Source organism: Aquimarina sp. 433 (genome assembly GCF_054054605.1).
On sequence record NZ_JBSWZK010000012.1, the window covers coordinates 107,438 to 120,395 of the forward strand.

Below are 12,958 nucleotides of genomic sequence, written 5' to 3' on the forward strand. Positions count from 1 at the left end.
TCTTCAAAACGCAGTATCTTTACAACTCAAAAAATAATTTGTAATACATGGCAACTATAGCAACAGATTTTGGAATAGAAGAAGCCCTAAAGCAATTAGGTGTTTCTGATCTAAATAAAGGAACCTCTACAGGATCAGATTGGTTTTCTAATGGAGAAGAAATTTCATCTTTCTCACCAGTGGATGGCAATTTGATCGGAAAAGTTACTACAACCACGACAGAAGATTATGAGAAAGTAATTACCGCTGCACAAACTGCATTTAAGTCTTGGAAATTAATGCCTGCTCCTCAACGAGGAGAAATTGTGAGACAATTTGGAGAAGAACTAAGACGGTTAAAAGAACCACTCGGTAAATTGGTTTCTTATGAAATGGGTAAGTCGTATCAAGAAGGTTTGGGAGAGGTACAAGAAATGATAGATATCTGTGATTTTGCTGTTGGTTTATCAAGACAATTACACGGACTTACTATGCATTCCGAAAGACCTGGTCATAGAATGTATGAACAGTATCATCCTTTAGGAATCGTTGGAATTATTTCTGCTTTTAATTTTCCGGTTGCGGTTTGGTCGTGGAATACTGCTTTAGCATGGGTTTGTGGAGATGTATGTGTTTGGAAACCAAGTGAAAAAACACCACTTTGTGGAGTAGCTTGCCAAAATATTATAGCCAAAGTTTTAAAAGATAATAACCTTCCGGAAGGAATATCTTGTTTAGTTAATGGCGATTATAAGGTAGGAGAGTTTATGACGACGGACAAACGTATTCCATTAATTTCTGCTACAGGATCTACCAGAATGGGTAAAATTGTAGCGGCTACAGTGGGACAACGTTTAGGGAAATCTTTGTTAGAACTGGGAGGTAATAATGCAATTATTGTTACACCTGATGCGGATATTAAAATGACAGTAATTGGAGCGGTTTTTGGAGCTGTAGGTACAGCGGGACAAAGATGTACATCAACCAGAAGATTGATAATACATGAATCAATTTATGATAAAGTAAAAAATGCTGTGGTAGATGCCTATAAACAATTAAGAATTGGAAATCCGTTAGATGAAAATAATCACGTTGGACCGTTAATTGATACTGATGCAGTAAAAGGATATCAGCAAGCGCTAGAAAAAGTAGTGCAGGAAGGTGGTAGTATCGTTGTAGAAGGAGGCGTTCTTTCTGGAGAAGGATATGAAAGTGGATGTTATGTAAAACCTGCAATTGCTGAGGCTGATAACTCATTTGAAATAGTTCAACACGAAACTTTTGCGCCAGTTTTATATCTATTAAAATATAGTGGAGATGTAGAGAATGCCATTGAAGTACAAAATGGAGTAGCACAAGGTTTATCTTCAGCGATAATGACTAATAATCTTCGAGAAGCTGAACGATTTTTATCACATGCTGGTTCTGATTGCGGTATAGCGAATGTAAATATCGGTACTTCCGGAGCTGAAATCGGTGGTGCTTTCGGTGGTGAGAAAGAAACAGGAGGAGGAAGAGAATCCGGTTCTGATGCTTGGAAAGTATATATGAGAAGGCAAACTAATACTATAAATTACACAACTGAATTGCCTTTAGCACAGGGAATTAAATTTGATTTATAAAAAAAATATTTTTTAAAAAAGCACCTAATTTTTAGGTGCTTTTTTGATTAGTGTTAAGTTAATAATCTTTGTTAAGTCTCTTATTAAACGTATAAGAATACATTAGAATGTATATCTTCGCAGAAATAAAGACGCAACCATATACTTCTAAGCGCATCTTTATTACAAATATGAAAAGGATTATGAAGAAATTATTACTTATATTTTTAGTTGTCTGTTCTGCTTGTAATCTGGATGAACAAGAAACATTAGATCCAATTTTTTGCACAGATGAACTTAGGCCGGGATTAGAGATTACAGTTTTAAGCTCTGTCGATAATACTATTGTAACCTCTGGAATTACTGTAATTGCGAAGGATGGGGATTATACGGAGACATTAGTTAATTTTAATGAAACAGCTACTTTTGTAGGAGCTTTCGAAAGAACAGGAACATATCTTATAACAATTAATGGAGATAGTTTTCAAGAGTTTTCTTCCTCAATTCCAATTATGGTTGATAAAGACATATGTCATGTGATTACTGAAAGCCGTGAAATAGTAATTCAGTCAAATTAACAAGATAGTACCATATTTTGATAATATTTTAACAAATGTTTTGCATACATTAAGTTAGCTTTGGGACTCACACAAAATTAACTTAAATATGAATTCAACTCTACAACACCTCACTCGAGGTATTTGTGCTTGTGGATTAATGTTATCAACACTTACGATAACAGCACAAGTACAACAACTCAAAACTACTCCAGATGAAAAACCAGGCAAGGGTCATCAGTTGTACAAGCAAACAAAGATGTTTGATAGTAAAAAAGGACCTACGGATCCTAGAACACCTATTCAAAGACAAGCGGATAATGCCATAGAAAGATCTCAATTTGATTTATTGAGATTGCAAGATCCAGCGACAGGAAGAATACCAGAAGGTATTAGAAAAGCCGAATTAAAATACTCAGGAAAGATTAGTCTTAGTGATGATTCACAAAAATCATTACAAACAGCTGCTAAATCAGGAAGGTTCTCTTTTTGGAAAAATAGAGGTCCTTTCAATGTTGGAGGTAGAACACGTGCATTAGCGATAGACAGAAGAAACGAGAATGTTATTTTAGCCGGAGGAGTTTCTGGTGGATTATGGAGAACAGAAAATGGAGGAGAAACTTGGAGAAAAATAACAAGATCTTTCCAAAATCCTAGTATTACTGGAATAATTCAAGATCCAAGACCTAGACATAGCTTTACTTGGTATTATATTTCTGGTGAGCGTTGGGGTAACTCTGCTAGTGCAGGAGGAGCATTTTATCAAGGTAGTGGAGTGTATAAATCTAGAGATGGAGGACGTACATTCGAGCAGTTAAGAGCTACTGTAAATCCTAATGTTGGTATATTTAATACTAACGAGCCTTTTGATTTAATCAACTCTATAGCGATCGATCCTAGAAACGGAGATATTTATTTAGGTACAATTACTGGGATACAAAGATCTCAAGATGGTGGAAACTCTTTTACAGAAGTTTTAGCTGGTGGTTTCGATGCGAAAGCTGAGGTAGCGATTACTTCTACTGGACAGATATATGCTACCATAGATTCTGATAATGATCCAACAGCAGGTTTCTTTGCATCTACAGATGGTGATACTTGGACGAATATTACTCCAGAAGGATTTGTACCAGCTTATGGTAGAACTGTGATGGGTATCGATCCTTCAAATGAAAATACGGTGTATTTCTTTACTCAAAATAATAGTGGAGGAACTCCTGCTTTATTAAACCGATATGATGCGACAGCTGGAACTTGGACTGATTTAAGTGTTAATCTACCTTTCGGTATTGGTGGACCAGTAGGAAACTTAAACTTACAAGGAGAATATAATATGGTAGTTAAAGTACACCCTACAAATAGCAATATGGTATTTGTTGGTGGAACTAATATCTACAGATCAATGGATGGATTTACAACACCAACAGGACAAGAAAGTTGGATCGCTGGATATTCTCCAATAAACAACGTAAGCTTATATACTAATCAGCATCCTGATCAGCACGTACTTACATTTTTCCCATCGAATCCTAATAGAGCATTATCAGGAAATGATGGAGGTGTGTATGTAACAGAGGATATTACTGCTACTAATGATGGAGTTGAGCCTGTTGCTTGGACTTCTCTAAACAATGGATACATTACAACACAGCCATATCATGTTGCTTTCGATCCAGAACCAAATACTGATGATCTAGTTGCTGGATTCCAGGATAACGGAACTTGGTTTACTAATTCTACGGATTCTAATGCTATATGGGAATCAGATTTTGGAGGAGATGGTGCGTACAGTGCAATCGCTGATAACGGAAGAACTCGTTATGTTTCTTCGCAAAGAGGAAATGTATTCAGATTCAATTTTGATGAAGAAGGAGTTTTTGAATCTTTCTCCGCTGTAGAGCCAGCAGGTGCTTCAGGTTTTGCTTTTGTGAATCCATTTATTCTGGATCCTAATAATGACAATATTATGTATATGCCAGCAGGAAGCACAATTTGGAGAAATAATGATCTTGATGGATTACCATTATTTACCAATACAAATGCAACTGAAAACTGGGTTAATTTAACAAATACTGCGACACCAGACGGATCTACAATTACAGCGCTAGAAGCTTCTACATTCCCAGTAGCAAATAGATTATACTACGGTACTAATTCTGGAATAATTTTCAGAATGGATAACGCAAATATCGACAATCAGACAGTAGTAGATATTTCTACTGGTAAAGGTTTACCTGTAGGTTTTGTAAATGATATTAATATCGATCCATCTAATGCAGATCGAGTGATTGCAACATTTTCAAATTACGGAATACCAAGTGTTTTCATTACTGAAGATGGTGGAGATACATGGACTAACATTAGTGGTAATTTAGAAGAAAATGCTGATGGTACAGGAAATGGACCTTCAGTAAGAAGTACTGCATTCTTAGGAAGTAGTTCAGGTAGATTTGGAGCACGTTTACAAAGAGTATTCGCTGCTACTAGTACAGGTTTATACTCTACTAGAAGACTTAATGGTCAAAATACTGTTTGGAGAAAAGAAAACTTTGCTATCGGTAATTCTGTTGCTGATGAGGTAGTTACTAGAAAAGATGGGTTTATCGCAGTAGCAGCTCACGGAAGCGGTTTATTTAGTGCACGTTTCCCAATCACAGCAAATCCATTACCAGAAGCTACGCTAACGACAGCGTTTTTACTTGAAGATTTCGGAGTAAGTGAGAACAGTGAAGACACTACTATAGATATCGCTGGATTGTTTGTACAATCACAAGGATTACCAATTGATATTGAATTAACGAATTCTAATCCAGAGTTAGTGACAGCAGTGTTAACAGGAAATACATTAACGTTATCGTATGCTCCAGATAGTCTTGGATCAGCATCAATCGGACTGATTGCTACTTCTGGTGATGAGCAGGTGGCAGAAGGTTTTACAGTTACTGTTTCAGAGCCAACTATTTATGAGCAAACAAATACTCAGGTGTCTACAATACCATCACAAAACTTTTTAGATTTTGGTGGATTAGCACAAGCTGCTGATGATTTTACGGTTCCTAGTGGTACTTCTTGGAATATAGATAGAATTGTTGCTTTTGGTGCTGTGAATGGAAGCCCAGCACTTACTAATGTAAGTATTGTGATTTATGAGAACGAAGGTGGAGTTCCAGGAGCAGAAGTATATAATAGCGGTGATATTACACCAATTTCAGATCCTAATATTTCTAATTTGAATATTGCCCTTCCAGAAGTAGTTACTTTAGAAAGCGGTGAATATTGGATTTCAGTTTATACTAATTTAGCATTTAATGGAGGAAATCAGTGGTTCTGGGCATCTCAAGAAAATGTGGTAGGAGAAGTAACTCAATTTAGAGATCCAGTAAATCTTTTTGGAACTGGAGCAATAGATTGGACAGCTACTACAGTGGCATTAGGAAGAGATCCTTTGGATCAGATTTTCCAAATTTATGGAGATATCATTAGTTCTGGTGATGGACCAGTAGAACCAGAAGTGGAGACTCCTTTGGTAACATTAGATTTAGTAAATGAGATTGCGGTATATCCTAACCCATCAAACAATACTTTCTTTTTTAACTTCGGTGATACTATTGCTAAATCAAGCAGCAAAGTAAATATTGATATTTTTAATAGTACAGGAAACCTTGTACATACGATGTCTGATGTGAATTCAAATGCAAGTGTAAATTGGGATGCTTCTCGCTTAGCTTCTGGTTTATATTATGCAAAGATTTCTGGTATAGGAACAAGTAAAGTAGTTAAGTTACTTAAGCAATAGTCATAATTTGACTTTTAAATAACAATTAATTATGAAAAGGGGAGTTGATATAATCAACTCCTTTTTTTATTTTCAACATTATGAATAAGTTAGTATATATAATATTATTAGCAATTTTAGTTTCTTGTAAATCTACTAGTATTGCTCAGGAAAATGACAAGAAAAGTAGTAACCCTGAAAATAAGGTAAAAGTTCAGAAACCCCGATTTGGAGATTCTAACAATGGAACGGTTAGACCGAATGTAGTCACACAAAGTCAAATCGCTCCAAATACAATACATCTTAAAGTAGTTGTGTTAGAAGTTTCGGGAAACAATAATATTTGTGATAAGCCCTATAATAATACAGGTAGGATGCTAGTAAAAAAGATTAAAGGTTATGGATCTGGAATTGTAAATATGATTTCACAAAATCAGGAATTAATCATTGCATTACGCAAGGGAATTGCCAAAGACATTTCTAGTTTACAGAAGAATATAGACAAAGAAATTTCTATAGTGGTACGAGAAAAACCATGTGCAGATTTTAATCAAACTATGTATGAAATAGTTACTATTTCTAATATAGATTAGATATTTCCCTGTTGATTTTGATAAGTATCTACCAACCAAAGAATCAATACAATTACAGCAATACTCAATACAACTGTGAAGAATATTTTCCAAAACGAATAAGGTCTTTTTCCAGATATTCGACCGGTTTGACCATTCACAAAGAAATTATATTTTTTGCCATTATATTGATAGGCACTTATATAAACTGGAAGTAAAATATGTTTAAAGGTTTCTTCAGATAAGCTCATATTAATAGAATGTACTCTTTGCGTATCTCCACCAATATCATGTCTAGACCATGATCGAGCAATTTTTTCTGCTTCTTTTGTAGACTCTAGATGACCGTCTTTTAGAGGAATCGTATATTTTTCTGTTACAAATCCTGCCAAAAAACTAGTATTAAATGGAACCAAAGCTTTTAGATTCCAGTGGGCTATTTTGTTAGGGATGGCGTTTTTGCGTTGATGAGAAGCCTTTATCAAAGTGTCATCGACAAAACCACTTACACTTCCACTGGCAGGTGTCCAACGCGTTCTGCGTTCTTGTCTCGTTCTTTGAACTGTTTTGCCATTTACCGTGGTAGTGTATGGAACACTTACGTAATAATAATCTCCTCTTTGTCCTGTATACGTAGCATACAATTGAGCATCGAATGTCCAATAGGGTAAGTACAAACCTTTTGTATATTGAGGATCTAAAGCTGCTTTTTTAAGATTATTAGGAGCAAACCATAATCCTTGTACCCATTTAGAAAATATTTGATGCGATTTTTTCTGATCAAATTGAAAAGGTAAAACGGCACCAGGAAGAATCCAATCTTCTTTATAAGCATCTTCTATGATCAGAGGCATCGTACAATATACACAATGCAATGATTTGTAATTCTCTTCGATATGCTGATTTGCGCCGCAATTTTTACATTGCAGCATTAGTATCTCCTCAGAATGAGAAAGTGATCCCATCTCTTCCAAGTAGGGTTTTAGCTCTAGCTCTTTAAATCCATCTTCATTCTGAACAATTGTTTCTTCATGACCACAGTAATCACATTTAATTTCTGTAGTTCCTGGTTTATATGTCAATTCTGCACCACAATTGACACACGATTTTTTTTGTTCAGAAAATGCTCTTTTTTCTTCTTCCATTGAGGAGTTACAATACTAAAGGTTGTACAAAATAGATACCTTCTTCCATAGATAAAATGGAAGAAGGATAAATTTTATGTTATAAATTGTTCTTATGCACCAGGTAATGGAGGAGGAGTGCTACCACCTAAAAAAGGTTTTAGCTCTTCTACATCTTTTATTGCAGTCCAGTTTGCCATTCCTTGCTTCCAAACTAGAGAATCTTTATTTACAGTTCTATTCGCAAATAGTGCTTTGAGCTGATCAAAAGATACAGGTCCAGCTTGTTGTCCATTCACTGCGTAATAGTACTGAACTTGCACAGGCATCGGTGGTGGAGCCACAGGAGATGTTTGTTGTGGTTGTGCTTGTTGTTGGTTGCCCATTGGGTTCATCATACCGCCCATTTGTTGAGCAAGCACAAATCCCATTCCCATTCCCATTCCTGCACCAGCAGTACCACCTTCATTGGCAGCGGCAGCTTCTATAGCTTTTGCAGTTTTGAATTTAGCTAATTTATCAAGATCCAGCTTGTCAATTCTACTATACTCGAAGATTTCTTTTTTAAGATCTTCAGGCATGGAAACATTCTCAATAAAGAATTTTTCTAATGAGATCCCTACTGAGTTAAACTCAGGTTGCATCACATCTTTACATGTTTCCGATAATTCTGTAGTATTTGCAGCATATAATTCTATTGGAAAATTAGCTTCTCCTACAGTATCTGTAAAACGGGTTGAAATCAGACTTTTTAGATGTTCATTTATCTCAAAACTAGTAAAGTTAGCATCTGTACCTACAATATCAACAATAAACTTACCTGGATCATTGATTTTAAAAGCATACGTTCCGAAAGCTCTAATCTCTACTAAACCAAAACGATCATCATTTAAAGTGATAGGATTTTTAGTTCCCCATTTTTCATCCGTAAAAAGTCTGGTGTTTACGAAATATACCTCTGCTTTAAACGGGCTATTAAAACCATATTTCCAACCTTTTAATGTAGTAAGAATAGGAAGATTTTGAGTGTTTAAGGTATACGTTCCTGGCTCAAATACATCTGCGAGTTGACCTTCATTTACAAAAACTGCAGTTTGCCCTTCTCTTACAATAAGTTGAGCACCATTTTTTATTTCGTTTTGATATCTTTCGAAGCGATGAACAATCGTGTCCTGTGTATTGTCTAACCATTCTACGATATCTATAAATTCATTACTTAGCTTTTTCTTTATTTCGTCAAAAATTCCCATCGGTGAGTTGATTTAAAATTCGTGTTCTAAAACTACGAAATAGGATGGTTGTGTAAAAATTAATTTTCATTTAATTCCTGTTTAAAAACCCCAATATCATGGATATATCAGGGTTTTAATGCACAATTAAGGGGTAGTCGGATAATCAGATGGTAAAAATTCTGATGTTACCTAATTACTTATAAAGGAACTACTTCTGTATTTTGATTGTCAATATAAATATTCAAAGATTTGGTAATTGTATTAGCAGAGCTATCCAATCCTCCATAATCGCGAACTAAAAAAGAGAAAGATATACTTACAGCATTTCCATTGGTTACTAGTTTTCCAGCTACTATATTTCCTGTTAATGGATTCGTTTCATTTCCATCCCAATAAACTAGACTACTAAGAAAAGAGATAGATGTAGTTTCCCAAGGTGATGGGATTTCTGTAGAAAACTCTATATAGTCATGTGGGTATTGCCATGAAATTCGCTCTACACCACCGCTATCGGCTCCAGAAAAGATAAAATCATAGGTAGTATCAGATCGTAAATTTAGTTGTAAGCTTGTAAAATCGTCATCTTGTGTAAAGGTGCGATTAAAGCCATCTCCAGAAATATTAAAGGAAAATGTTGGAGCAGTGTTATCTGTTTCAGGAATTTCCGTTTCACAAGAAATCAGAACGGACATAATGACTATTGAAATTATTCTTTGGGTATTTTTTAAAAAGTCTGTTTTCATCACATTAAGTTTTGCTATTTAAACTTAGTGTAGATAAAAGTGTTTAGGTAAACATCGAGTTGAAATGTTGATATTCAGTTTTTTATAACCCCTTAGGAATTGCATCGATCAGTTTTTGAGTATATGATTTCTGAGGATTTTCATAAATGAAATCGGCATCTCCTTTTTCTTCAATTTTACCATTATTCATTACTAATAACTGATCCGACATATATTTAACTACGGCAAGATCATGGGAAATGAAGATATAAGTAAATCCAAATTTTTCTTTTAGTTCGTTTAACAAGTTTAATACTTGCGCCTGAACCGAAATATCTAAAGCACTCACAGATTCATCACAAATGATTAGTTTAGGTTGGAGTGCTATTGTTCTTGCAATTCCAATTCTCTGTCGTTGACCTCCACTAAATTCATGAGGGTATCTATTAAAATAAGATGGGTTCAATCCTACTCGTTCTAAAAGGCTCAGTACTTTTTCTTTTCGCTCCGTATCGTTATCGTACAGTTTATGAGCTTTCATAGGCTCCAGAATAGCTTTGCCAACGGTTAATCTAGGGTTTAGGGAAGCAAAAGGATCCTGAAATATTAATTGTATTTCCTTTCGTAAATTTCGAATTTGAGAAGATGAAACTTTAGTTAAATCCTGACCGCGATATAGAATTTCTCCTTGGTTAGCCTTTTGTAATTGTAATATTGTATTTCCCAAGGTAGATTTTCCACAGCCAGATTCTCCAACAAGTCCCAAGGTTTCTCCTTCGAATAACTGAAAGCTAACATCATCAACAGCTTTGAATTCTTTCTTACCAAATAACCCTATTTTGGTGAAAAAAGATTTTTCTACATTTTTTACTTCTAATAAAGGAGGTTTACTATATAGTTTTTTGTGTAGTTGTTCGCGATCTTCTTTACTAATTAACCGTATTTCCTTCTTCTCTTTACTAAGATAATCGCTTATGGTAGGTAATTCTTTAAATCGTACATCTAGCGACGGTCTGGCCGAAATCAAAGCTTTGGTATAGTCTTGTTGAGGATTCTTAAATATTTCTTGAGTTGCACCATATTCTACCATTTTTCCTTGGTATACAACTAATACGTTATCTGCTATTTCGGAAACTAATGACAAATCATGAGAAATAAACAGAATGCTCATTTCAAATTCCTTTTGGAGTTCTTTGAGTAACGCAATGATTTCTTTTTGTACAGTTACATCTAAAGCTGTAGTTGGTTCGTCTGCAATTAGTAATTTGGGCTTGCAGGCAATAGCCATGGCAATCATGATACGCTGTTTCTGACCGCCACTAAGTTCATGAGGATATGAATTATAGGCTCTGGAAATATCAGGAAGTTTTACTTTTTCGAATAAAGAAAGCACTTCGTTTTTTGCCTCAGATTTTGATATTTTGGTATGCTGTAAAAGAATTTCAATTACCTGTTTCCCACATTTCATAGAAGGATTTAAAGAACTCATAGGTTCTTGAAAAATCATAGCAATTTCATTACCACGAAGAGATCGAAGTTTTGATGGATCTAAATCTAGTAAGGATTCATTCTTGTATAAAATAGTGCCAGAAACAGAAGCAATTTTAGCAGGAAGTAAAGCCATAATGGCTAATGAGGTAACTGATTTTCCGCTTCCAGATTCCCCTACAACTCCTAAAATCTCATTAGGTTTGATATCAAACGAAAGATCATATAATACCTGAGTTTCATTTTTTTGATTAGAAAAAGAAACATTTAGATTTTTAATAGAGAGTATTGAGGAAGTATCCATAAATTCAAAGCTAAGTAAATTTAGTTAATTCTTAGAATTAAAAGCAAGTTGTTATGAAAGCAAACCAATACTGAAGCTGCAGTTTTTGGTGTGATATTTGCTATCTTTACGATTCAAAGAATACTATGAAGCTTACCAAACTATCCCTTAGAACAAGGATTTTTATTTCAATGACAGTGCTAGTTCTGTTGGCTTCGGTTTTGGTAGCCGCGATTACAGTATATCAATACAAAGAAGAGGCAGAAGAATACCATCGCGAACGACTAGAAAGAAAGGAAGAGCGGATAAAAATAGCTATCAATAATGCGTTGCTTAGTACTACATACCCTGTTCTTGAAGAGAATATTGCTTTAATTTTTAGAGAGAAAAAGAAGATAAACCAAATCTCATATGAACATGCATTACCAATAAATATTTATGATTTATCTGGTAAGTTATTAGTGAAATCAGAAGAAACTTTCGTTAATGATACCGTAGATCGAGTTTTAGACAAGCGTATTATCGATACTTTGGGAAACGGATATGAAAGAAGGTATTTAGGTGTTTCTGAAAAAAATGGAGAACATTTTCTATCCTCATATACATACATCAAAGACAATAAATCAAAACCTTTAGCCATACTTAATTTACCGTATTTGGAAGATGACAATTTCTTTTCTAGAGAATTATGGGAATCTTTAAAAAGACTTGGACAGGTATATTTATTGATGTTGTTGATTGCTATTATTTTAGCATACTTTCTCTCCAAATACATTACACGTTCTCTAAAAACAATTTCTGATACTATTGATCAAACACGATTGGATAAACGAAACAAACGAATACGTATTGGTGATTCAAGTGATGAGATTTATTCATTGGTAAATGCCTACAACAGTATGATTGATGAGTTAGAGGAAAGTGCTGCAATGTTGGCAAAGAGCGAGCGAGAGGCTGCTTGGAGAGAGATGGCAAAGCAAGTAGCGCACGAAATTAAAAACCCACTAACACCCATGCGTTTAACTGTACAGAGTTTTGAGCGAAAATTTAATCCAAGTGATCCTAATATTGAGCAAAAAGTAAAGGAATATAGTGATACGTTGATTCAACAGATAGATACTATGAGTTCTATAGCTTCTGCCTTTTCTAACTTTGCGCAAATGCCAGCACAGAAGAGTGAGACATTGAACGTGGTAAAGATTGTGGGGCTTGCGTTGGATATATTCAATGAAGGGTATATAGTTTTTCCTTCAGAAAAAGAAGAGATTATTGCGAAGTTTGATAGAACACAACTAATTCGAGTGGTTACAAACTTGGTAAAAAACGCCATTCAGGCAATATCCGAAGATCAAACACCTAAAATTATTGTAAATGTCTTTACAGAAAAAGACGATGTAGTAATTACAGTGGCGGATAATGGAGTTGGTATTTCTGAGGAACATAAAAAGAAAATCTTTGAGCCAAAATTTACTACTAAAAATAGTGGTATGGGATTGGGGCTAGGAATGGTAAAAAATATTGTGGAAACCTATAACGGAAGTATTACCTTTACCTCACAAGAAGGAAAAGGAACTGTTTTTAAGGTGAAGTTTCCAAAAATAAAGTCAGATCTATAAAAAACTAAA

The 12,958-nt window shown here is 34.8% G+C and carries 9 protein-coding genes; 5 read left to right on the top strand and 4 right to left on the bottom strand.

All coding sequences use genetic code 11. From position 1 onward, the window contains the following. Positions 1 to 47 precede the first annotated feature (47 nt). From amaB to ACWNT5_RS21060, 4 genes are all read left to right on the top strand, one after another. Positions 48 to 1,601: an L-piperidine-6-carboxylate dehydrogenase gene (amaB, locus tag ACWNT5_RS21045; protein WP_456518485.1), complete on the top strand. Its 1,554-nt coding sequence runs from the start codon at positions 48 to 50 to the stop codon at positions 1,599 to 1,601. A gap of 182 nt (positions 1,602 to 1,783) precedes the next feature. Further along, positions 1,784 to 2,158, top strand: coding sequence for a hypothetical protein (locus ACWNT5_RS21050; protein WP_299608903.1), 375 nt, complete (start codon positions 1,784 to 1,786; stop codon positions 2,156 to 2,158). Positions 2,159 to 2,246: 88 nt separating this feature from the next. After that, positions 2,247 to 5,933 (top strand): T9SS type A sorting domain-containing protein, encoded by a 3,687-nt coding sequence (locus ACWNT5_RS21055; RefSeq protein ID WP_456518486.1) that lies wholly within the window; start codon positions 2,247 to 2,249, stop codon positions 5,931 to 5,933. An 80-nt stretch (positions 5,934 to 6,013) separates the two neighbouring features. Further along, positions 6,014 to 6,505, top strand: a complete 492-nt coding sequence (locus ACWNT5_RS21060; protein WP_456518487.1) for a hypothetical protein — start codon at positions 6,014 to 6,016, stop codon at positions 6,503 to 6,505. Here ACWNT5_RS21060 and ACWNT5_RS21065 read toward each other — a convergent pair. The 4 genes from ACWNT5_RS21065 to ACWNT5_RS21080 form a co-directional block, all read right to left on the bottom strand. Further along, positions 6,502 to 7,629 carry a DNA helicase PriA gene (locus ACWNT5_RS21065; RefSeq protein ID WP_456518488.1) on the bottom strand — a complete coding sequence of 376 codons (1,128 nt, stop codon included), beginning with the start codon at positions 7,627 to 7,629 and terminating at the stop codon, positions 6,502 to 6,504. The genes ACWNT5_RS21060 and ACWNT5_RS21065 overlap by 4 nt on opposite strands. A gap of 92 nt (positions 7,630 to 7,721) precedes the next feature. After that, entirely contained in the window at positions 7,722 to 8,858 is a 1,137-nt protein-coding gene (locus ACWNT5_RS21070; protein WP_456518489.1) for an SPFH domain-containing protein, read from the bottom strand. Between the two features lie 179 nt (positions 8,859 to 9,037). Next, positions 9,038 to 9,583: a hypothetical protein gene (locus tag ACWNT5_RS21075; protein ID WP_456518490.1), complete on the bottom strand. Its 546-nt coding sequence runs from the start codon at positions 9,581 to 9,583 to the stop codon at positions 9,038 to 9,040. An 82-nt stretch (positions 9,584 to 9,665) separates the two neighbouring features. Further along, positions 9,666 to 11,354, bottom strand: a complete 1,689-nt coding sequence (locus ACWNT5_RS21080; protein WP_456518491.1) for an ABC transporter ATP-binding protein — start codon at positions 11,352 to 11,354, stop codon at positions 9,666 to 9,668. A 125-nt stretch (positions 11,355 to 11,479) separates the two neighbouring features. On the opposite strand from ACWNT5_RS21080, the gene ACWNT5_RS21085 reads away from it, so the two are divergent. Further along, entirely contained in the window at positions 11,480 to 12,949 is a 1,470-nt protein-coding gene (locus ACWNT5_RS21085; protein ID WP_456518492.1) for a sensor histidine kinase, read from the top strand. Positions 12,950 to 12,958: the final 9 nt, after the last annotated feature.

What these genes read in the sequence shown, in the direction of transcription:
- ACWNT5_RS21080 (WP_456518491.1), bottom strand. Translation starts at nt 11,354, where the DNA reads ATGGATACTTCCTCAATACTCTCTATTAAAAATCTAAATGTTTCTTTT.
- ACWNT5_RS21055 (WP_456518486.1), top strand. Translation starts at nt 2,247, where the DNA reads ATGAATTCAACTCTACAACACCTCACTCGAGGTATTTGTGCTTGTGGA.
- ACWNT5_RS21060 (WP_456518487.1), top strand. Translation starts at nt 6,014, where the DNA reads ATGAATAAGTTAGTATATATAATATTATTAGCAATTTTAGTTTCTTGT.
- amaB (WP_456518485.1), top strand. Translation starts at nt 48, where the DNA reads ATGGCAACTATAGCAACAGATTTTGGAATAGAAGAAGCCCTAAAGCAA.
- ACWNT5_RS21050 (WP_299608903.1), top strand. Translation starts at nt 1,784, where the DNA reads ATGAAGAAATTATTACTTATATTTTTAGTTGTCTGTTCTGCTTGTAAT.
- ACWNT5_RS21070 (WP_456518489.1), bottom strand. Translation starts at nt 8,858, where the DNA reads ATGGGAATTTTTGACGAAATAAAGAAAAAGCTAAGTAATGAATTTATA.
- ACWNT5_RS21075 (WP_456518490.1), bottom strand. Translation starts at nt 9,583, where the DNA reads ATGAAAACAGACTTTTTAAAAAATACCCAAAGAATAATTTCAATAGTC.
- ACWNT5_RS21085 (WP_456518492.1), top strand. Translation starts at nt 11,480, where the DNA reads ATGAAGCTTACCAAACTATCCCTTAGAACAAGGATTTTTATTTCAATG.
- ACWNT5_RS21065 (WP_456518488.1), bottom strand. Translation starts at nt 7,629, where the DNA reads ATGGAAGAAGAAAAAAGAGCATTTTCTGAACAAAAAAAATCGTGTGTC.